Source organism: Streptomyces sp. NPDC057287 (assembly GCF_042667905.1).
Taxonomy (GTDB): Bacteria; Actinomycetota; Actinomycetes; order Streptomycetales; family Streptomycetaceae; genus Streptomyces.
In genome coordinates this window covers 509,810-530,823 of the sequence record NZ_JBHUYV010000002.1, presented here as the reverse complement: position 1 = coordinate 530,823, position 21,014 = coordinate 509,810, and the positions used below count along the sequence as shown (strand labels likewise).

The 21,014-nt window shown below is 71.0% G+C and carries 17 protein-coding genes; 12 read left to right on the top strand and 5 right to left on the bottom strand.

Features of this window, described 5'->3' with window-relative positions:
- Nucleotides 1-7: 7 nt before the first annotated feature.
- From ACFUNE_RS05700 to ACFUNE_RS05680, 5 genes are all read right to left on the bottom strand, one after another.
- A complete protein-coding gene (locus tag ACFUNE_RS05700) occupies nucleotides 8-1,063 on the bottom strand; it encodes an iron-siderophore ABC transporter substrate-binding protein (RefSeq protein WP_383562558.1) in 1,056 nt (351 codons plus the stop codon).
- A 116-nt stretch (nucleotides 1,064-1,179) separates the two neighbouring features.
- Nucleotides 1,180-2,019 (bottom strand): ABC transporter ATP-binding protein, encoded by an 840-nt coding sequence (locus tag ACFUNE_RS05695; RefSeq protein ID WP_383562555.1) that lies wholly within the window; start codon nucleotides 2,017-2,019, stop codon nucleotides 1,180-1,182.
- Between the two features lie 42 nt (nucleotides 2,020-2,061).
- On the bottom strand, nucleotides 2,062-3,123 hold the full coding sequence (locus tag ACFUNE_RS05690; protein WP_383562552.1) for a FecCD family ABC transporter permease: 1,062 nt from the start codon (nucleotides 3,121-3,123) through the stop codon (nucleotides 2,062-2,064).
- Nucleotides 3,120-4,178 carry a FecCD family ABC transporter permease gene (locus tag ACFUNE_RS05685; RefSeq protein ID WP_383562549.1) on the bottom strand — a complete coding sequence of 353 codons (1,059 nt, stop codon included), beginning with the start codon at nucleotides 4,176-4,178 and terminating at the stop codon, nucleotides 3,120-3,122. Before ACFUNE_RS05685 ends, ACFUNE_RS05690 begins: the two co-directional genes overlap by 4 nt.
- Nucleotides 4,179-4,301: 123 nt before the next feature.
- On the bottom strand, nucleotides 4,302-5,660 hold the full coding sequence (locus tag ACFUNE_RS05680) for a lysine N(6)-hydroxylase/L-ornithine N(5)-oxygenase family protein (RefSeq protein ID WP_383562546.1): 1,359 nt from the start codon (nucleotides 5,658-5,660) through the stop codon (nucleotides 4,302-4,304).
- Between the two features lie 244 nt (nucleotides 5,661-5,904).
- Between ACFUNE_RS05680 and ACFUNE_RS05675 the strand changes: the two genes are divergently transcribed.
- The 12 genes from ACFUNE_RS05675 to ACFUNE_RS05620 all read left to right on the top strand — a co-directional run bounded on the left by ACFUNE_RS05675 (nucleotide 5,905) and on the right by ACFUNE_RS05620 (nucleotide 20,903).
- Complete coding sequence (locus ACFUNE_RS05675) at nucleotides 5,905-6,852, top strand: methionyl-tRNA formyltransferase (protein WP_383562543.1); 948 nt, start codon at nucleotides 5,905-5,907, stop codon at nucleotides 6,850-6,852.
- Nucleotides 6,853-7,008: 156 nt separating this feature from the next.
- Nucleotides 7,009-7,908: an ABC transporter ATP-binding protein gene (locus ACFUNE_RS05670; protein ID WP_383562540.1), complete on the top strand. Its 900-nt coding sequence runs from the start codon at nucleotides 7,009-7,011 to the stop codon at nucleotides 7,906-7,908.
- On the top strand, nucleotides 7,905-8,885 hold the full coding sequence (locus ACFUNE_RS05665; protein WP_383562538.1) for an ABC transporter substrate-binding protein: 981 nt from the start codon (nucleotides 7,905-7,907) through the stop codon (nucleotides 8,883-8,885). The genes ACFUNE_RS05670 and ACFUNE_RS05665 overlap by 4 nt, the downstream gene beginning before the upstream one ends.
- A gap of 6 nt (nucleotides 8,886-8,891) precedes the next feature.
- Nucleotides 8,892-10,958, top strand: coding sequence for an iron ABC transporter permease (locus tag ACFUNE_RS05660; RefSeq protein ID WP_383562536.1), 2,067 nt, complete (start codon nucleotides 8,892-8,894; stop codon nucleotides 10,956-10,958).
- Between the two features lie 109 nt (nucleotides 10,959-11,067).
- Nucleotides 11,068-11,415, top strand: a complete 348-nt coding sequence (locus ACFUNE_RS05655; RefSeq protein ID WP_383562534.1) for a VOC family protein — start codon at nucleotides 11,068-11,070, stop codon at nucleotides 11,413-11,415.
- Nucleotides 11,416-11,637: 222 nt separating this feature from the next.
- A complete protein-coding gene (locus tag ACFUNE_RS05650; RefSeq protein ID WP_383562532.1) occupies nucleotides 11,638-13,104 on the top strand; it encodes a glycosyltransferase in 1,467 nt (488 codons plus the stop codon).
- A 6-nt stretch (nucleotides 13,105-13,110) separates the two neighbouring features.
- Nucleotides 13,111-14,649, top strand: coding sequence for a DUF6056 family protein (locus ACFUNE_RS05645; protein ID WP_383562530.1), 1,539 nt, complete (start codon nucleotides 13,111-13,113; stop codon nucleotides 14,647-14,649).
- 204 nt (nucleotides 14,650-14,853) lie between these two features.
- A complete protein-coding gene (locus ACFUNE_RS05640; protein WP_383562528.1) occupies nucleotides 14,854-15,660 on the top strand; it encodes a TauD/TfdA dioxygenase family protein in 807 nt (268 codons plus the stop codon).
- Nucleotides 15,661-15,953: 293 nt separating this feature from the next.
- Nucleotides 15,954-17,822 carry a CocE/NonD family hydrolase gene (locus ACFUNE_RS05635; RefSeq protein WP_383562526.1) on the top strand — a complete coding sequence of 623 codons (1,869 nt, stop codon included), beginning with the start codon at nucleotides 15,954-15,956 and terminating at the stop codon, nucleotides 17,820-17,822.
- 197 nt (nucleotides 17,823-18,019) lie between these two features.
- On the top strand, nucleotides 18,020-18,109 hold the full coding sequence (locus ACFUNE_RS05630) for a putative leader peptide (protein WP_383562524.1): 90 nt from the start codon (nucleotides 18,020-18,022) through the stop codon (nucleotides 18,107-18,109).
- A gap of 209 nt (nucleotides 18,110-18,318) precedes the next feature.
- Complete coding sequence (locus ACFUNE_RS05625; RefSeq protein WP_383562523.1) at nucleotides 18,319-19,470, top strand: LLM class flavin-dependent oxidoreductase; 1,152 nt, start codon at nucleotides 18,319-18,321, stop codon at nucleotides 19,468-19,470.
- A gap of 38 nt (nucleotides 19,471-19,508) precedes the next feature.
- A complete protein-coding gene (locus ACFUNE_RS05620) occupies nucleotides 19,509-20,903 on the top strand; it encodes an MFS transporter (protein WP_383562521.1) in 1,395 nt (464 codons plus the stop codon).
- Nucleotides 20,904-21,014 lie beyond the last annotated feature (111 nt).

Here is a 21,014-nt window from a genome sequence, read left to right as displayed (position 1 = left end):
GCCGGCGTCACTGGTCGACCGACTTGACGAGCTCGTCGATCGCGTAGGGCAGGGACAGCAGGGTGCCCTGGGACATGGCGGCGCCCACCGCGGGGCCCTCGCTGTCCAGGAGGTAGGACACCTTGCCCGCCTTCACCGCGGGCAGGTTGGCGAACAGTTCGAACTTCTTCAGCGCGTCCTGGTCCGCCTTGTCGTTGATGACGAAGAGGCGGTCGACGTCGATCAGGTCGATGCGCTCGGGCGAGAGCTGGGTGTAGAACTTGTCGCCCGCGATCTCGTCGATCTTCGTGTTGCCCTTGAAGCCGATGCCCGTCACCAGCCGTCCCCGTACGTCGGTGGTGGTGAACGGCGCCACCTTGTCCTCGTACCAGGACAGCGGCACGGCCGTCTGGTCCGCGAACTCCGGGTGTGCCTCACGGGCGGTGTCGAGCTTGTCCTGGATGCCCTTCACCAGCGCGGTGCCCTCGTCCTCCTTGCCGAGCGCCTTGGCGATGTGGACGGCGTTGTCCTGCCACGGCGCGCTGAAGAGCTCCTTCTCGGCCTTGGTCCGGCCCACGGTCGGGGCGATCTTCGAGAGCTTGTCGTAGGCGGCCTGGTCGACCTCGGAGTAGACCGCGATGATCAGGTCCGGCCGCAGGGCGGCGATCTTCTCGTAGTTCGGGCCCGTGTCACCGTTGCTCATGATGACTTCCGGCTTCGCGTCGCCCCACTTGTCCTTCACCCAGGGCCACTGGGTGTTGATGTCGGGGGACGTCCCTGCCGGGTTCGGGTACTGGTCGACCATGCCGACGGGCTTGGTGCCGAGCGCCAGGACGGCCTGGTCGTCGGTGTAGCCCACGGTGACGACCCTCTCGGGGGTCTTGGTGATCTTCGTGGATCCGAAGGCGTGCTCAACCGTGACCGGGAACGCGCCGGCTTCGGCGGCCGGGGCCTTGTCGCTCGTCCCCTCGTCCGCGGGGTCGGAGCTGCAACCCGCGAGGAGGCCCACCCCGAGGGTCACGGCGGAGAGGGTCGCCGCCAGCCGCAGCCATGGCTGCGGAAACGTCGATCTGTGGAAGAGCATCCTTCAATCCCCTGCTTTCACGCTGTCCGCTACACCCCGTCCGAGGGCAGCCAAACCTTATCCGTGCCGAGTGAGGTTAGCCTAGCCTAACTGAAGCTATTTCCCTTATTGAAACATCAGTTGAGACGCACATGGGTGCGACCGATGGGAACGATGAGGGGGCGGTCGCCCACCGGATCGTCGATCACCATGGCCCGCAGCCCGAACGCCTCCTCCAGCAGCTCGGCGGTGATGACGTCGCGCGGATGCCCCTGTGCCAGGATCGCCCCCGCCCGCATGACGACGAGGTTGTCGCTGTAACGGGTCGCCAGGTTGAGGTCGTGCAGCACCATCACCACGGTTCGGCCCGACTCGTGCAGGTCGTCCACGAGATCGAGCACGTCGATCGCGTGCGCCAGGTCCAGATACGTCGTCGGCTCGTCCAGCAGGAGCAGATCGGTGCCCTGGGCCAGCGTCATCGATATCCAGACGCGCTGGCGCTGCCCGCCGGACAGTGAGTCGACCGGCCTGTCCGCCAGGTCCGACACCCCTGTCATGGCCAGCGCGCGCTCCACGACTGCGGCGTCGTCCGACGACCACTGCCGCAGCCAGCTCTGGTGCGGATGCCGCCCCCTGGCGACCAGGTCGGCGACCGTCAGCCCCTCCGGCGCGACCGGCGCCTGCGGGAGGAGGCCGAGTTTCTTGGCCACCTCCCTGGTCCTGAGCCTCACGATGTCCTCGCCGTCCAGCACGACCGCCCCCGCGGTCGGTTTGAGCAACCGCGTCAGCGTCCGCAACAGGGTCGACTTCCCGCACCCGTTGGGACCGATGATCGTGGTGATCAGCCCCGACGGGACGGTCACGTCGAGGCCGTCGATGACGGTCCGGCCCCCGTAGCCGACGGAGACACCCCGGGCGGCCAGCCGCGGGGTGTCACGGACCGCGGGATCGGCCTCGGTGATGTGCTGAACGCCCACAGGTCCCCCCGGTTGCCAGGTTCGTACGGTCTCTTCGGTCATCTATCTGAGGTTCGCCCGCACCAGCAGGTATACAAGGAAGGGCCCGCCGATCGCCGCGGTGACCACGCCGACCGGGAGGGTGACCGGCAGCGCAGAGCGCGCGACCAGGTCCGATCCGATCAGCAGCAGCGCGCCCACCAGCCCGGAGGCCGCCAGGGGCGGAGTGGGGCAGCGGGCGAGGCGCACGGCCACCTGGGGCGCCACCAGGGCCACGAACGGGACCGGGCCGGCCGCGCTCACCGCGGCGGCCGCCAGCAGCACCGCACACAGCAGGAGGACCGCCCGCACCCTCGAGAAGCGGACGCCCAGCCCCGCGGCCACCTCGTCACCGAGGTGCATCGGCTTGAACTGGAACGCGGCACCCGTCAGGACCAGCACGAGGACGAGCGTGCACCAGAACACCACCCGGACCTCGTCCCACGAGCGGTTGTCAAGCGAACCGACCAGCCATGCCTGGGCCCTTGCCACGTCCCTGATGTCGGCCGTGGCCAGGAGCCAGGTGGTGATCGCCTGCATCACCGCGGTCACCGAGATCCCGATGAGGATGAGCCGGAAACCGTCGATCCCGCGCCGCCACGCCAGGAAGTACACCAGCAGACCCGTACCGAGCCCGCCCGCCAGCGCCGCGGCCGAGAGGCCCACGGAGCCGACGACCGCGGCGGCGGTCCCGCCCGACACCGTCACCAGGAACACCGCGACGGCGCCGGCTCCCCCGGTGATCCCCAGGATGTCCGGGCTGGCCAGCGGATTGCGCGCGACGGACTGGGTGACGGCCCCGGACACCCCCAGGGCGATGCCCACCAGGAGACCGGCCAGGGCGCGCGGCATACGCAGGTCCATGACCACGAACTCGTCGACCTGCTCGCCGCGCCCCAGGATCGTGGCGATCACCCGGTCCAGCCCGAGCGGGAAGTCCCCGATCGAGATGGACAGGCAGAACACCAGGAAGGTGGCCGCCGCCAGCAGCAGGGTGACGCAGACCATCCAGGGCCGCCAGACGAAGGACATCTGCCCGAGCCGCACGCCGGGGACCACCGGTCGCTTCACATCTGTCGCGTTCATGCGCTCCTGAACTTTCCTCGCCACACCAGGACCGCGAAGAACGGGGCGCCGAGAAGGGAGACGACGACCCCCGCGTCCAGTTCGCCCGGCCGCACCACAAAGCGGCCCACGATGTCGCAGACCAGAAGGACGACCGCTCCGAGGAGGCCCGCGTACGGCACGAGCCAGCGGTAGTCCGGCCCGGTCATGTACCGGGCGACGTGGGCCACCATGAGCCCGAGGAACGCGATGGGGCCGCACGCCGCCGTCGCCGCTCCCGCCAGCAGGGTGATGGCGACGATCCCGACGGTCCGGCTCAGCGCGATGTTCACGCCCAGCCCCCGCGCCACGTCGTCGCCCAGGTTGAGCAGGTTGAGGGAGGGCAGGGTCGTCAGCGCCAGCACCAGCCCCACCAGGATGAACACGGACACCGGCCCGATGACGTCGAAGCCGACACCCGCGACGGATCCCGCATTCCAGAACCGCAGCACGTTCAGCGACTTCAGGTCGGAGAGCGCGACCGCCGTGGTCATCGCCGCGAGGAACACCGTGACTCCCTGGCCGGCCAGCGCGAGGGTCAGGGGGTTCCCGGCCCCCCGGCCCACGCTCGACAGCCCGAACACCACGACACCGGCGGTCCCCGCCCCCAGGAAGGCGAACCAGACGTACTGGTACGGGTCCGCGAACCCGAACAGCGCGACGGCGGTCACCACGGCGAACGAGGCACCGGAATTCACGCCCAGCAGCCCCGTGTCGGCGATGGGGTTCCGCGTGTACCCCTGGATCAGCGCACCGCCGACCCCCAGGGCCACGCCCGCCACGACCGCGAGCACCGTCCGGGGCACCCGCACCGTCTGCACGATGAGCCTGATCTCGGTGAGGCGCCGGTCGGCGTCCGGCGCGGTGAACAGCCCGTGCCACACCTCGGCCGGACTCAGCGCGCGCGCACCCACGGCCAGCGAGACGGCCGCCCCGATCACGAGGACCGCCACCAGCGCGCCCAGACCCGCCACCCGTCTCCGACGGGCCTCTTCCGTTCCCCGGGGAGCGGAGCGCTCCACTGCAGTCGTGCTCATGTCGACGTACGATATCCCTTTGATCTACGGGGAACGCGCGGCCAGTTGGGCACCTGCGCGGAACTGCTCCTCCCTCCCACCGGGTGGCGGGCCCGGGGACCGGGAGCTGCGCCGTCGCGTCGGCTAGCCGGCCGCACCGCCGGCCCTGTCGGCGACCAGCCGGGCCTCGTCGGAGGCGTCCTTGACGCCACGGGCGAGCAGCGAGTCCAGGATCTCTCCGACGCGGATCGCGGTGTTGGACAGCAGGGCGGACGTGATGCCGTGCGTGTGCTCCGTCCCGCCCTGCAGGTAGAGCCCGCAGCGCAGTTCGGGACCGGTCGCTATGCGGTAGTCGCGCTCGACCTGGACGCGGCCCTCCTCGTCGCGGAGGCAGTGGTCCGCGGCCTCGCCGAGGAGGCCGAGGGGGTCGACGGGACTGTAGCCGGTGGCGAACACCACGACGTCGGCGTCCAGAACGCTCTCCTCCCCCGTGACGAGGGACTTCACCGTGGCGTGGACCGTGTCCGGCTTCTCCTCGACGCCTTCGAGCCGGGACACGTTGATGAAGCGCAGCCGCTCGGTGCCGAGGACCTTCTCCTGGTACATCTGCCGGTACAGGTCGTCGATCAGGTCGATGTCCACCACGGAGTAGTTGGTGTTGCCGTGGTAGTCCATCAGCCGGCGCTTGACGCTCCCGGGCGCGGCGAAGTACTCGTCGACCGCTCCGGGGTCGAAGATCCGGTTGGCGAAGCTGCTGTCGTCGGCGGGGCTGTACCCGTAGCGGGAGAAGACCGCGCAGACTTCGGCCTCGGGGAATCGGCGGTGCAGGTAGGCGACGTTCTCGGCGGCACTCTGCCCGGCGCCCACGACGACGAACCGGGAGGGTGAAGTGCCCTTCAGTTCCTCGACCTTGGCCAGCAGCTCGGAGTTGTGCCAGACGCGTTCGCCCCGCTCGACCCCTTCGGGCATCAGCGGGCGCAGCCCTGTCCCGATGACGACGTTGCGTGCCCGGTGGACGACGAGCCCCTCCCCGGAGCGGACCGTCACGTCCAGGTGGTCCACGGTTCCGTCACGGACGACGGGCGTGACACCGACGACCTCGTTGCCGTAGGAGACCATGTCGCCGACCTTGGCGGCGGCCCACTCGAAGTAGTCGTGGAACTCGACCCGCAGGGGGAAGAGGTTCTTGTGGTTGATGAAGTCGACCAGGCGGCCCTTGCTCTTCAGATAGCAGAGGAAGCTGAACTCACTGGTCGGGTTCCGCAGCGTCACCAGGTCCTTGAGGAAGGACACCTGCATGGTCGCGTCGTCGATCAGCATCCCTCGATGCCAGCCGAAGCGCGGCTGCTGCTCGAAGAAGTGGGCGGACACAGCCTCCTGAGCACCGGCCTCCGCGTTGTGCTCGCTGAGCGCGATCGCCATGGCCACGTTGGACGGCCCGAAGCCGATGCCGATGAGGTCGAGGACCGGTGATGCGGTGTCGCCAGGCAGGACCTGTGACATGTCACTCCCATCGTGCGGTGAAGCCGCCGGAATGGCGTGGGGGAAGCAGGAACGAACGGGCACACCGCAAGGCGGCCCGTTGTTAGGTGAGCCTAAGCTCATCTCCCGGAGCTGTCGATAGCGCGCAGCCGGGAACGGCAGAACGGTGGCGTCCGCCAACACGTCTGTCGCGAAGCCCTGTTGCACAGTAAGGTAAGCCTCGCTTTACTGGCTGTTCGTCAGTCCCTGCTCCAAGGAGGAACCCATGCGGGTCGTCATGTTCGGGTACCAGACCTGGGGGCACCGAACCCTTCAAGCCCTCCTGGACTCCGAGCACGACGTGGTGCTGGTCGTGACACACCCCAGGAGCGAGCACGCGTACGAGAAGATCTGGAGCGACTCCGTCGCCGACCTCGCCGAGGCGCGGGGTGTGCCGGTGCTGATCCGGAACCGTCCCGACGACGACGAGCTGTTCGCGCGCCTCGAGGAGGCCGCCCCGGACATCATCGTGGCCAACAACTGGCGGACGTGGATCCCCCCGCGCATCTTCGGGCTCCCGCGCCACGGCACGCTGAACATCCATGACTCGCTGCTGCCCAAGTACGCCGGGTTCTCGCCCCTGATCTGGGCCCTGATCAACGGCGAGTCCGAAGTGGGCGTCACCGCGCACATGATGAACGACGAGCTCGACGCCGGCGACATCGTCCGCCAGGAGGCTGTTCCGGTCGGCCCGAAGGACACCGCGACCGACCTCTTCCACAAGACCGTCGACCTGATCGGCCCGGTCACCGTCGGGGCACTCGGCCGCATCGCCGCCGGGGAGACCGAGTTCACCCGACAGGACCGCACCCGGGCGACCTTCTTCCACAAGCGGGCCGCCGAGGACATCCGCATCGACTGGACCTGGCCCGCCGAGGACCTCGAACGCCTGATCCGCGCCCAGTCCGAGCCGTACCCCAGCGCCTTCACCTACCACCGGGGCAAGCGCATCGAAATCCTCGCCGCGGTGGTCTCGGAGGGCCGTTACGGCGGGACGCCCGGCCGTGTCTTCTACCGCGAGGGCGAGGGCGTGGTGATCGTCGCAGGCGCCGACGCCCGCACCGGGCGCAACCACGGCCTGGCCATCACACGCGTACGCACCGAGGACGGCCGGGAGGTGCCGGCGACGGAGCACTTCACCACCATGGGCGGCTACCTGACGAGCCGCCCCTGACCCTCACCCCTGACGGCCGTCCCGGCCACAGCCGCACACGGAAGTACCGCCCGGGACGGCCTGCCAGTCCGGGGCGAGGCATACGGCACCCCCCACCCGCCGCCGAGTGGGGGTGCCCGTCGCGAGCACGCCTAAGGGCAGGCTAACCTAACGCCCATGAGAGCTGGTGAGATCACTTCCAGTGCTGTGGGCACCCCTATGGCCGCCGCCGTGCCGCGTACACGTGGACACGGACTGTCCGCCGCGGGGGTCACCGTGGCGTACGGCCGCGTCGACGTCGTCCACGAAGCAGCCATCACCCTGCGGCCCGCCGAGGTGACCGCCCTCGTGGGCCCCAACGGCAGCGGTAAGTCCACGCTGCTGCGCACGCTCGCCCGGCTGCAGAGCCCGCGCACCGGCTCGCTCACCGTCGACGCGGGAACCGACGAGGCCGCGGACGGCTTCGCTCTCGGCGCCCGTGAGTTCGCACGCCGCGTCGCGCTGCTGACCCAGTCCCGCTCGACGCCGGGAGGACTCACCGTCCGGGACGTGGTCGACTTCGGCCGCTACCCCTACCGGGGGCGCTGGGGCCGTCCCGATCCGCACGGCACCGCCGCGGTGGACCGGGCGCTCGGCCTCACCGGTGTCGCGGACCTCGCCGACCGGGGCGTCGAACAGCTCTCCGGCGGTCAGCTCCAGCGCGTATGGCTCGCGAGCTGCCTCGCGCAGGAGACGGGCGTCCTGCTCCTGGACGAACCGACCACCTACCTCGACCTCCGCTACCAGGTCGAACTCCTCGACCTGATCCGCGATCTCGCCGACGACCAGGGCATCGCCGTGGGCGTCGTCCTCCACGACCTCGACCAGGCCGCGGCCGTCGCCGACCGCGTCGCCCTGCTGCGGGCAGGGCGCATCGTCGCTGACGGTGCACCCGAGGACGTGTTCACCCCAGACCTCCTGTCGGACGTCTACGGCATCCGTATCGACGTGGGCACCGACCCCTCCACCGGCAGGCTGCGCACCCGCGCGATCGGCCGCCACCACTCCAGATCCGAAAGGCTCAGCACCTCCTCATGAGACGCCACCTCCTCGCCACGGCCACCGTCGCCGTCGCCGCCCTCTCCCTGGCTGCCTGCGGGACCACGGAGCCGTCCTCCGACGACGCCGCGGCTTCGAAGAAGCCCGCAGGGAAGATCACGCTCACCGACGCCAAGGGCACGAAGGTGACCCTCGACGGCCCCGCGACGAAGGTCGTCGCCACCGAGTGGAACGTGGTCGAGGACCTGGTCTCCCTCGGAGTCGCACCCGTGGGCGTCGCCGACGTGAAGGGCTACACCGCGTGGAACACCGCGGCCCCGCTCACCGGTGACCCGAAGGACATCGGGACCCGCGGCGAGCCGAGCATCGACACCGTCGCCGCGCTCGCACCCGACCTCGTGGTCGCCACCACCGACCTCGCCCCGGCCGTCGTGAAGCAGCTCCGCAAGGTCGCGCCCGTCCTGGAACTGACGGCCGCCGACGGCGCCGACCAGATCGGCTCCATGACGGAGAGCGTCGACCTCATAGCGAAGGCCACCGGCAAGGAGACCGAGGCGGACGCCCTCAAGAAGGACTTCGAGGCGAGTCTTGCCGACGGCAAGAAGGCCCTCGAGGAGGCCGGTCTCGGCGGCGCCGAGATCGCCTCCGCCGACGGTTACGAGGCGTCGAACCAGGTCTCCGTCCGGGCTTACACCGGCACGTCCCTCCTGGGCGCCGTCAACGAGAAGCTCGGCCTGAAGAACGCCTGGAAGGTGAAGGGCGACGCCAGTTACGGCCTCGCCACCACCGACGTCGAAGGCCTCACCGGCCTCGGCGACGTCCAGTTCACCTATGTCGCCAACGACGCCGACGGTGACACGTTCACCGGCCCGCTCGCGAAGAACGCCGTGTGGAAGTCGCTGCCCTTCGTGAAGGACGGCAACGTGCACCGGCTGCCCGACGGCGTCTGGATGTTCGGTGGCCCCCGCTCGATGGAGGCGTACATCGACTCCCTCGTCGACGCGCTGACGAAGTAGCGCGCCGTGGCCGTCATCGACAAGACCGCGGTCGGCCGTGACCGCACCACCGCGGCCACGACGGGCGCGGTCGCCGTGGCGGCCACCCTCGTGCTGCTGGTCGTGGTCCTCTCCGCCGTCGACATCACCCAGGGCACCGCGGATGTCGGCGCGTCGGAGGTCTGGAACGCCCTCACCGGCAACGCCGAGGCCGGGGACGCCTCCGTCGTCATCGCGTCCCGGCTGCCGAGGATGGTCGCCGCCCTCCTCGTCGGGCTGGCCCTCGGCATGGCCGGCGCCGCCCTTCAGGCGGTCAGCCGGAACGTGCTCGCCGCACCGGACACACTCGCCGTGAACGCCGGCTCCTACCTGGCACTCGGGGTGCTCGCCGTCACGGGAACCACCCTCCCGCTCCTCGCCTCGTCGGGCGCCGCGTTCGTCGGCGGGCTCGCCGCCGCGGCCGTCGTGCTCGGGCTGTCCGGGCTCGGCAAGGGCACCGTCCGCCTGGTTCTCGCGGGAACCGCCCTCGCTCTGGGGCTGAACGCGGTGACCGATGCCCTGCTGCTCCTCTTCCCGCAGCAGACCGAGGGGCTCTACCGGTGGAACCAGGGGAGCATCGGCCAGAACGGGTTCGACGGCGTCGTCCAGATGGCGCCGGTCATCGTCATCGGCCTGGTCGGGCTGCTGCTCGTCGCCCGCCGCGTCGACGCACTGGCCCTGGGCGACGACGCCGCCCGGGGGCTGGGTGTCCCCGTCCGCGGGACCCGGGTCACCACGGTCGTGCTGGCCACGCTGCTCTCCGCGGCGGCGGTCACACTCGCCGGTCCGATCGGCTTCGTCGGCCTCTGCGCGCCCGCGCTCGTCCGCCCGCTCACCCGTCGGTTCCGGGGACTCGTCCGCTCCCGGGTGAGCCTGCCCGTGGCAGGTCTGGTGGGTGCCGCGCTCGTCCTCCTCTCGGACGTCGTGCTGCGCGCGGTCGTGCCCGCCGACACCGCCGTGGAGGTGCCGACCGGCGTCGTCACGACCCTGGTCGGTGGAGCGTTCCTCGTCGTGATGGCGCTCCGCACCCGGGACACCGCCTCGGCTGACGCGCCGGACCGTCTGCGGATCCCGGGGCGGAGGGCGTTCCTCGTCACGGTGGCCGTGCTCGCCGTCGTCCTGGTGGGGGTGCTGCTCTCGGCCGTCCTCCTCGGCGACTCGAAGCTGCTGCTCGGTGACGTCGTGAACTGGGCCCAGGGCCGTGCGGGCCGGATCGTCACCTTCGTCCTCGACACGCGGGTTCCCCGGGTGACGGCCGCGCTCCTCGCCGGTGCCGCACTCGCCCTGTCCGGCACCCTGGTGCAGGCGGTGACCCGCAACCCGCTCGCGGAACCGGGCATCATGGGGGTCTCCGGAGGCGCCGGTCTCGGCGCGGTCCTCCTGGTCACCACCGCGCAGTCCCCTGGCTCGTGGGAGGTCGCGGGGGCGGCGTTCGGCGGGGCGGCGGTCACCGCAACGCTCGTCTTCGGACTGGCCGCGCGAGGTGGGTTCCGTCAGAACAGGCTGGTGCTCCTGGGATTCGGGGTGTCCTCCGCCGCGGCCGCGCTGATCAGCCTGGTCATCGTGCTCAGCGACCCGTTCGACACCACGAAGGCCCTGACCTGGCTGTCGGGCTCGACGTACGGGCGGACCATGCCCGATGCGGTGCCGGTCGCCGTCGTGCTCGCCATCGGCATCGTCGTGGCGGTGACACGCCGCCGGGAGCTGGACCTCGTCGCGCTCGACGAGGACACTCCGAGGCTCCTCGGCCTCGGTCTCCCCCGGGCACGTCTCGGCTTCCTCGTGGTGTCCGTCCTGCTCGCCGCCACCGCGGTGGCGGCGGCGGGGACGATCGCCTTCGTCGGACTGGTCGCCCCGCACGCGGCGCGCGCCCTCGTGGGGCGACGGCACGTGCGGGTGGTGCCGGTCGCCGTCCTCCTCGGGGGGCTCCTGGTCTGCCTGGCGGATCTGGCAGGGCGCACGGTGATCGCACCGGCGCAGCTCGGCGCCGGCTTGATGACGGCCGTCATCGGTGCGCCGTACTTCGTCTACCTGCTGGTCCGCACCCGTCGCTGAGGCGTGGCGGGCCCTCGCCGCCCGAGGGTCCGCCGCCCCGCGTACGCCGGAGCGCGCCTCCGGACCGCTACCGTTCGGTTCCCACACGAACTCAGGTCAGGAGTCGCCGATGTCCGTCCGCCGTGTCATGCCCGACATCAGCTCGGAGGCCATGGAGGAGAGCCGGGGCTTCTACGGACTCCTCGGCTTCGAGGAGGTGATGAACCTCGGCTGGGTCATGACACTCGCCTCGTCCACGAATCCCACCGCGCAGGTCACCCTCATGACCCACGACAGGACGGCTCCGGTCGTGCCGGACATGAGCGTCGAGGTCGACGACGTGGACGCGGTCCACGCGGCCGTGCGGGAGAGCGGCGCGGAGATCGTGCATCCGCTCCAGGACGAGGAGTGGGGAGTCCGCCGGTTCTTCGTCCGTGACCCCAACGGCCGGGTCGTCAACGTGCTGAGCCATCGATGACCCGCCCCTGGCTCCCGCTTCCCTCCTGAGGACACCGGTCACGCGCGAAGGTCCGGCCCTCGCGCGGGGGCGTGCGCCGTTCGTGCGAAAGAAGGCGGCGCTCCGCGCGTTCGGAGCGGCAGAGGGAGGCCCTCGCCGTTGGATGGGCCACTGGTGCGAAACGTGTGGGAGGGAGCGGTCCGGGCCCCCGGGTCCGGACCCGAGGACGTCCGGAGGTGTCGCGTGACCGGCCTTCAGCTGTCGGTCGTCGTGCCCTGCTTCAACGAGGCCGAGGGCATCGGAGCTTTCCACACGGCCCTGACCACCGTTCTCGAAGGCCTCGGCGAGACCTTCGAGATCTGCTACGTGGACGACGGCAGCGGCGACAGCACGCGCCTGCTGCTCAACGCCTTCGCCGCCGCGGACGAGCGGACCCGCTACACGGCGTTCAGCCGGAACTTCGGCAAGGAGGCCGCCATGCTCGCCGGCCTCCGGATGGCGCGCGGGGCCGCCGTGGTGATCATGGACGCCGACCTCCAGCACCCGCCCGGGCTGATCCCCCGCATGCTCGAGCTGCACCGCCACGGATACGACCAGGTCATCCCGCGTCGCGACCGCTCCGGCGAAGGCCTGGTCCGCAGCACGCTCAGCCACACCTACTACGCGGTCGTACGCCGCTGTGTGGACGTCGAGCTCCTCGACGGGACGGGCGACTTCCGGCTGCTGTCCCGGCGGGCGGTCCGGAGCGTCCTGTCCCTGCCGGAGAGCAACCGCTTCTCGAAGGGGATCTTCTCCTGGATCGGCTTCGACACCGTCAGCTTCAGCTACCGGAACAGCGAACGCGTGGCGGGCCGGTCGAAATGGGGAAGCAGGCGGCTGCTGAACTACGGCATCGACGGGCTGCTGTCCTTCAACAACCGTCCGCTCCGCCTGGCCATCTACACCGGTTTCTGGGTCTTCCTGTCGGCTCTGGCCTACGCGATGTGGACCGTGGTGAAGGTCGTGCTGCACGGTGCGGACACGCCGGGCTACGCCACTCTGCTCACCGCGGTGGTGGCGCTCAGCGGGATCCAGCTGGTCACCCTCGGCGTCATCGGCGAGTACGTGGGCCGCATCTACCACGAGGCGAAGCACCGCCCGCCCTACGTGGTGAGGGAGACCGACGAGAACGGTCCGGCCCTGTCGGTCCGCCCCGCTCCTCCGGTCACCGCGGATCTGCGGGAGCACGTCACCTCCCGGGTCCGCACCGCGCGCCAGTTCGGCAGCTTCGTCCTGGTCGGGTGCGTGAACACGGCTGTCTATCTCGGCGTCTACGCCGTCCTGAACCGGTGGATCCCCTATCTGGTGGCTCACGTACTCGGCTACGCGGTCAGCATCGTGTGCTCGTTCCTGCTCAACTCCTACGTCACCTGCCGGACGAGGCCGACATGGCGCGCCTTCGTGCGCTATCCCCTGTCGAGCGCCGTCAATCTCGTGGCATCCGGCGCACTGCTGTACGGGGCCGTCGGCGGGCTCGGCATGGACAAGAACCTGGCAGCCCTCGTGGCCGGTGTGCTCGTCACCCCGTTCTCCTTCCTGCTCGCCCGGTGGGCGATCATGTCGGGCCGGCGTGACGGCTCCGCGCCGGCCGGGGATGCCGGACCGCTTCCCGGGCGGCCGGTGATCGCTCCGCTCCCCGAGCGCCCCCTCCACTCCTCAGAGGACCGGTGAGCTCGGATGTCCGACGGCACACCGGAGTCCGCGGTCCCCGGCCCTCCGGAGGCCGGGCGGCGTCCGGACGCTCCTGAAGCGCGGGGCGTGCCGGATCATGGGCGGCTGCGACGCCCGCGGGCCCAGCTCTGGCTGACGGCTCTCTCCCTCCCGCCCTTCGCCCTGCTCGCCGCGGCCGCGTGGTTCGGGCGGTCGGTCAGGCCCGGCGCCGACGACTGGTGCTTCCTGCCCGTGGTGCGGGACGAAGGTGTCACGGGCCTCATCGGGCAGTTCTACTTCGAGGACAACGGGCGGGTCGCCAACGCGCTGCTGGTCGGCGCCTACGCGACCTTCCAGGTCCCCGGCCACCAGTGGTTCGGCCTGGTCAGCGGTGTGCTGACACTCGTGGTGCTCCAAGCCGCGGTGGTGCTCGCCCTGCGACGTGCCCGGCTCGCAGCGCCGCGCGGGCTGCCGCTGCTGGTCTCGGCCATGGCGACGGCCCTCTTCCTGTTCGCCACGCCCAACACGTACAAGACGTTCTACTGGCCGGCCGCGTCGGTCTCGCACACGATGCCGTCCGTGCTGGCGTGCGCCGCGCTGATCCCGTTCCTGACCGCCCGTTCGCGCCGCGGCAGGGGCGTGGCCCTCGCCGTCGCGGCGTTCGCCGGCCTGGTCATCGGCACCCTGTCGGAGGAGACCGCGATCGTCGTGGCGGTGCTGCTGGTCACCGTCCTCCTCCTCAGCCTCCGTGCCGCCGCGGGGCCGTCCCGGAGCTTCCTCCGCCTGTGGTGCGCGGCGGGGATCACCGGGGTCGGGGCCGGGGCCGTCGTCCTGGTCACGTCCCCCGGCTCGAACCACCGGCGGGAGCGGTTCGGGGCGGGCACGGCGTCCATGGTCGCCCCGGAGTCACTCGCGGCCTCCCTGCGCGGGTTCGGGGAGATCGTCCTCACCGTGATCACCACCTGGCCGTACATCGGGGCGGTCGCCGTGGGGATGCTCCTGGGCCTGCTGTGCCGACGCCCGGACGGGAACCCGCCCCGGCCTCCCGCCCACTGGTCCCGGACGGCGTGTGCCGGAGTCGTCGCGTTCCTGGTGTCCGGCTACGTCTGCACGGTCATCACCTATCCGGTGTTCCAGGACCGGGTGAGCGCGCCCAGTGCAGCCCGCCTCTGGAACGACTACCTCCTGCTGTTCTTGGCCCTGCTGATCGGTGCCGGCGCGCTGCTGGGGCTCGCGGCCAGGAGCCGCACGCGGACGGCGGCCGGGCCTCTGCGGGCCGTGTGCGCGGCGCTCTGTGTCCTGGCCTGCGTCGGCCCGGCCGTCGGACTGCTCGATCTCGACGCGGAGCTGCGCTCACGAGCCGTGAAGTGGGACGCCCAGGACCGGCGGCTGCGCGAGGGTGCGAGCGCCGGCGCGGAGGTCCTTCCCTACGAGCGGCTCGTGATCAGCCAGATGCTGGAGCCGTTCAGCCGGCGGGGTCGCGCCTACTGGCCCGGAGGGTGTGTCGCGGACTACTACCGGATCGACCGTGTCACCGACGCGGCCCGGCCCGCCGGGCGGACGTAGGCGGAGCGCCGGCCGATTGTTCACGCGAGTGAAACGGCCGGACCCTGGCCCGCGCCGGGCCTGCCTGCCTACCGTGGCCGGGTGACCGTTCCCTCCCTGTACCGAAGGCTGTACGTGGATCTGGCGCACACGTCCGCGTCCCTCTGTCGACGAGCCTGACGCCGTCCCGCACGACCACAGGCACGAGCTGAGAGAGAGACGGACATGACCACAGTCACCACTCACGAAATACGGCGCGCCGGCCCCCGATTCGGGGCCGAGGTGGTCGGGGTGGACCTCACGCGCGCCGTCGACGACGCCACCGCGGACGAGTTGCGCCAGGCCTTCCAGGATCACAAGGTGCTGGTCTTCCGCGACCAGAACCTGACGCCCGATCAGCACGTGGCGGCCGTACGCATCTTCGCGGAGCCGTTCGACCACCCCACGGCCGCGAAGGACGCGGGCAATCCGCTGGTCTACCCGTACAACGTACGGCAGACCGGCAAGGCGAGTACCTGGCACATCGGCGGACTGTGGCGCAGCCCGGTCTTCGCCATCGAGTCGCTCACCTACGAGGAGGTGCCCGCGCTCGGCGGGCACACCCTGTGGGCGGATCTGCAGACGGCGTACGACGGCCTCTCGGAACCGTTCAAGGTGCTGCTCGAATCGGTGGGAGCCGTCTACGACGCCGACCCGCAGAACTACGCCCAGGGCACGAAGCGGAGTTCCGTCACGGAGACCGTCGAGCATCCCGTCGTACTGGAGCACCCCGTCACCGGGAGGAAGGGGCTGTTCATCAGCACCTCCGCCCTCGGGCTCACCGGCGTCAGCAAGGAGGAGGGCAAGATCCTGCTGGACCACTTGCTCAGGCACGCCTCGTCGCCGGACTACACCATCCGCTTCGGCTGGAACCCGGGTGACTTCGTGCTGTGGGACAACCAGGCGACCTGGCACTACGCCGTGGACGACTACGGCGACGGGGCCCGTGTGTACCGCAAGGTGATCGGCGTGGAACGGCCCGACGCCGCCTGATGAGTTCGCGCCGGTTGTGGGGGCGGGCCGCCCGGGCGCCGGGCTCCCCCGTCCCCCCAACCGGACGTCGCCCGGACGCTGCGTCACATCGGTAACACACGTGATACGTATGCGTATTGAACCTATCCCTTGAGTGATCATAGACTTCGTCGCCGTCGGCTCCGGCTCCCGTCCGCGACTGTGACCCAGCTCCGCGGACGTGCGCGCGACCACCGTCACGCCCGTCACGGCGGGGCGCCGCTGCTCGGCCCGCACCACTGCGAAACCCCGTACCCACGAGCCGGGAGAAGCATGTGAGAGCACGTCGCACGGCCGGATGGGCCGCATCAGCACTGGTCACCACCCTCGCACTGGCCGGCGTCCTCGCCGGCCCCGCAGCCGCCTCCGGGCGGACCTCGGCGCAGGGGCCGGCCGCCGCCGCGGCCGTCCCCGTCACCCACCAGGAGAACGACCGCGTACCCGAGGGTTCGCGCTGGACCCAGCACTACTTCCCGTCCTCGGACCGCTCCGGCACCGAACTGCACGCCGACGTGCTGCTGCCCGAAGGGCTGCCGAAGAAGGCCGAGGTGCCCGTCATCCTGTCGGTCGGCCCGTACTTCGGGCACTCCGGACAGACCGGCTCCGAGGGCTGGACGCACACGGGGCCCTCCCCGCGCTTCCAGGACTTCATCGAGGGCACCGACCTGTTCGACGAGGGCTACGCCTTCGTCATGGTGGATCTGCGGGGATTCGGCGGCTCGACCGGCTGCCTCGACTGGGGCGGTCCGGGGGAACAGGCGGACGTGAGGGCGGCGGTCGACTGGGCCGCGAAGCAGCCCTGGTCCACGGGTTCGGTCGGCCTGTACGGCAAGTCCTACGACGCCGTGACGGGCCTCATCGGCAACAACCTGGACCAGCGGGCGCTCAAGGCCGTCGTCGCCCAGGAGCCCGTCTGGGACATGTACCAGTACATCTACTCGAACGGCGTGCCCCGTCCGAACGTCAGCGGCACCGCCAACGCCTACAACTCCATCGCCACGCTCGGTCAGCTGCCGGACGACGACCCGCGCTACCTGGCCAACTCGCGCTACGAGCAGGCCCATCCCGAGTGCCTGACGCAGAACTCCGCCGGGTACCGGATCGCCGACCAGGACGACGCGCACTGGGTGTCCCGCGACCTGGCGAAGGCGGCCGAGGGCTCCGACACCCCGCTCTTCGTGACCCAGGGGTTCATCGAGAACAACACCAAGCCCGAGGAGATGCAGGAGTACCTCGACAACCACAAGGGCCCTGAGCGCGGCTGGGCCGGGCAGTGGGACCACGTGCGCGGCGGGGACCGCACCAGCGACGGCCGGCTGGCCATGGGGCGTGAGGGCTGGTACGACGAGACCCTCTCCTTCTACGACCAGTACCTCAAGGGCATCAGGCCCGCGGTGCGCTATCCGGCCTACTCCGTCGAGGACTCCACCGGTGCCTGGCGGGCACAGAAGACCTGGCCGGTCGTCGAGCGCCGGGTCACGCTGCCCCTCGGCGGCGGCTCGTACGTGGACGACGGCGGGCTCTCCGGCATCGCGGCGCCGGGCACAGCTGGCGGAACAGCGTCCCGGGAACCCGCCGAGCGGTCCGGCGAGTGGGACATGGAGAACGCTCCCGCGACGGACCGGACCGCACCGGAGGGGCCGGCCGAGGAACTGAGCCGGCTCCAGGAGACCGGGGCTGTCACGTCGAGCTTCTTCGTATGGTCCAAGGCGCTCAGGAACGCCGTGCGGGTCACGGGCACCCCGCGGATCAGTCTGCGCGCCGAGGGTGAGGGCAATGTCATGCTCAAGTTGTACGACGTCGCTCCGGACGGCACCGCCGTCATGTTCGACGAGCAGGTCTCGCTCCTGACCACCGGCAGGCTCAGCGTCGACCTCAAGGCGACCGACTGGACCCTGGGTGCCGGGCACGTCCTGGCCGTGGAGGTCGGGTCGGTCCGGACCGGCTCGTGGCGCGACACGCCTTCCGGCGAGACGATCCAGGTCGAGGGGGCGCGGCTCCAACTGGCCCTGGACGACCCGTCCGACGACGTGGCCACCGGCGGTGAGCGGTCACCGTACCTGGACACCTACCTGAGGCAGTACACGGTGAGCCTGCCGGCCGGCCCGGCCACGTTCACCGTGGTCCCGGGCGGCCGCCTCTGAGCCACGGTCCGCGTCGGCCGCGGCTCCCGGATTCCGCAGGGAGCCACGGCCGGCGTCCGCGCGCCTGCGGACCGGAGCCCGACGGGGACGGGGCGCCCAGGAGGGCCGGTGTCACCACCCGCCTGAGCCCGCTCCGGTCTCACCTGCTGAAACAGTGGCCGGTCAGCACTTGAGCCGGGCGGCACCGCTCCCCCACAATGCCTGACATGACCGCTGCTGCCGACCTCCTCGTGGCGCGCCTGCACGTCGACCTGTGTCGACAGTCCAGCGCGACCTGTCGCAGCTGACGCCTGTCGGGCCCTCGGGGCCGTAGGGCCCTTCACCCTCCCCTCCCGACGCATCCGCGTTCCCACGGCGCCGCACGACGCCGCGGCCTCGTTCTCCCGTGTCCTCGCGTGCCTCGACGCGTACGTGTGCGTACGCCGCCGGGCCGCTGTGCCATGCCCTGAGGGGTGTGGCCGGGACGTCGTCCTCCGCACCCACCTCCGGAGCACCCATGTCTGCCCTGACCTTCCATTGGTTCCTGCCCACGACCGGTGACAGCCGGCACGTCGTCGGCGGCGGCCACGGCTCGACGCCCGGCGCCGCCGGCGGGGACCGTCCGGCCTCCGTCGAGTACCTCGGCCAGATAGCCCGCACGGCGGAGCAGCTCGGCTTCGTCGGCGCTCTCACCCCCACGGGCGCGTGGTGCGAGGACGCCTGGGTGACGACGGCCATGCTCACCCAGGTCACCGAGCGGCTGAAGTTCCTGGTCGCCTTCCGCCCCGGTCAGATCAGCCCGACGCTGTCGGCTCAGATGGCCGCGACCTATCAACGGCAGTCGCACGGACGGCTGCTGCTCAACGTCGTCACGGGAGGCGAGTCCGCCGAGCAGCGCGCGTACGGTGACTTCCTCGACAAGGACCAGCGGTACGCCCGCACCGGGGAGTTCCTGGACGTCGTGCGCCGGCTCTGGGCCGGTGAGACGGTCGACCACCACGGCGAGCACCTGCGGGTCGAGGCGGCCGCGCTGAGCCGGCTACCCGAGCCTGCGCCGCAGATCTACTTCGGCGGATCGTCGCCCGCCGCCGGTGAGGTCGCGGCACGGTACACCGACGTGTATCTGACCTGGGGCGAACCGCCTCAGCAGGTGAAGCAGAAGATCGACTGGGTGCGCTCGCTGGCCACCGCCCAGGGCCGTACCGTGCGATTCGGCATCCGCCTGCACACCATCACCCGGGACACCTCCGCGCAGGCCTGGGCCGAGGCGGAACGGCTGCTCGCCGCCATGGACCCGAAACGCGTCGAAGCGGTGCAGCAGGGACTGGCGACAAGCGAGTCCGAGGGGCAGCGGCGGATGCGCGAGCTGCACAACAGCGGCGACACCGGAAACCTGGAGATCCACCCGAACCTGTGGGCGGGGATCGGGCTCGTCCGCGGGGGCGCGGGCACGGCGCTCGTGGGCAGCCACACGGAGGTCGCGGACCTCATCGAGGAGTACCACCGGCTCGGCATCGACGAGTTCGTCCTGTCCGGTGTACCGCATCTGGAGGAGGCCTACTGGTTCGGTGAGGGCGTGCTGCCGTTGCTGGAGAAGCGCGGTCTGTGGCGGCATCCGGCCGGCCCGCGTCGCGTCGAGGCGGGCACCGTCCCGTTCGCCGGCCGGTGAGCGCCGCGCCCGTGCCCGCGGAGGCACCACGGAGCGCCGTGGATCCGGAGCGGGGTCCCACCACTCCCCGCCGCCTGAGGACGGTGGTCCTCGCCAGCCTGCTGGGCACCACGGTGGAGTGGTACGACTTCTTCCTCTACAGCACCGCTGCCGGGCTGGTCTTCGGCAAGCTGTTCTTCCCCACGGCCGACGGCACGGTCGGCACGATGCTGTCCTTCGCGACGTTCGCGGTGGGCTTCGTCGCCCGGCCCGTGGGCGGCCTGCTCTTCGGGCACCTCGGCGACCGGATCGGCCGTAAGCACACCCTGGCCTTCACGATGGGCCTGATGGGTGTCTCCACCGCCCTCATCGGTCTGCTGCCCACGTACCAGCAGGTAGGTGTCCTCGCACCCGCGCTTCTCCTGGTCCTGCGCGTCGCCCAGGGCGTGGCGCTGGGCGGGGAGTGGGCCGGGGCGGTGCTGCTGGCCGTGGAGTACGGGCCCGCGGGACGCAAGGGCCGGTTCGGCAGCTACCCACAGATCGGGCTCGCTCTCGGACTGGCCCTGGGCACCGGGGTGTTCGCCCTCCTGAGCAACGTGCTGAGCGAGTCGGCGTTCCTCGACTACGGATGGCGGATCGCCTTTCTCATCAGTCTGGTGCTCGTCGTGGTCGGGCTGGCCGTACGTCTGAAGATCGACGAGACCCCCGCGTTCCGTGCCGCCCGCCGACTCCGGGAACTGCCGCGTGCGGCGCCCCTGGTGGAACTGGTGCGAGAGCCGGCCGGGCGTCGGCACGTGCTGCTCGGCATGCTCGCACGGTGGGGTGAGGGGGCCGCCTTCAACACCTGGGCTGTCTTCGCCATCACCTACGCGACGGGGACGCTCGCGCTGGACCGCACGCCGGTGCTGCTCGCGGTCACGGCGGCGGCCCTCGTCATGGCCGCGATGATCCCGGTGTCCGGAACCGCGGTCGACCGCTACGGGGCCCGCCGGGTCTACCTGGTGGGCATGGCGGCCTTCACCGTCTCGGTCTTCCCCGCCTTCTGGCTCTTCGGCGTCGGTGGGACCTGGGCCTTCGCGGCCGCGCTCGTCGTGACGCTGGGCCTCGTGCACGGCTCGTTCTACGGCGCTCAAGGGACCTTGTTCGCGGGCCTGTTCGCGACCCCGGTCCGGTACACGGGCATGTCGTTCGTCTACCAGGTGTCCGGCGTCTTCGCGTCCGGCATCACTCCGCTCGTCATGACCGCGCTGCTGGCACTCGGGGCGGGCAGCCCCTGGTGGGCCTGCGGCTATCTGGTGCTGACCGGCCTGGTGAGCGTGTGGGCGACCGGCCGGCTGCGGGACGGGGACCAGCACGTGCCGACCGGACGCTCCTTCCCGGCCCCGCCCCCGTCGCGCGGCTCCACCGCACTGGTGGGGACCGGGACCGGCGGGATCGGGGGCGTCCGCGCCTGAAGCAGGGACAACAGGGCGGTCACGCCCCCAGGCGGTGTCGGCGCTCCGTGTACCGGCAGTCCATGTGTCGCGCTCCGCGTGTCGTCCTCGTCGCAGATACTGGAGCCGCTC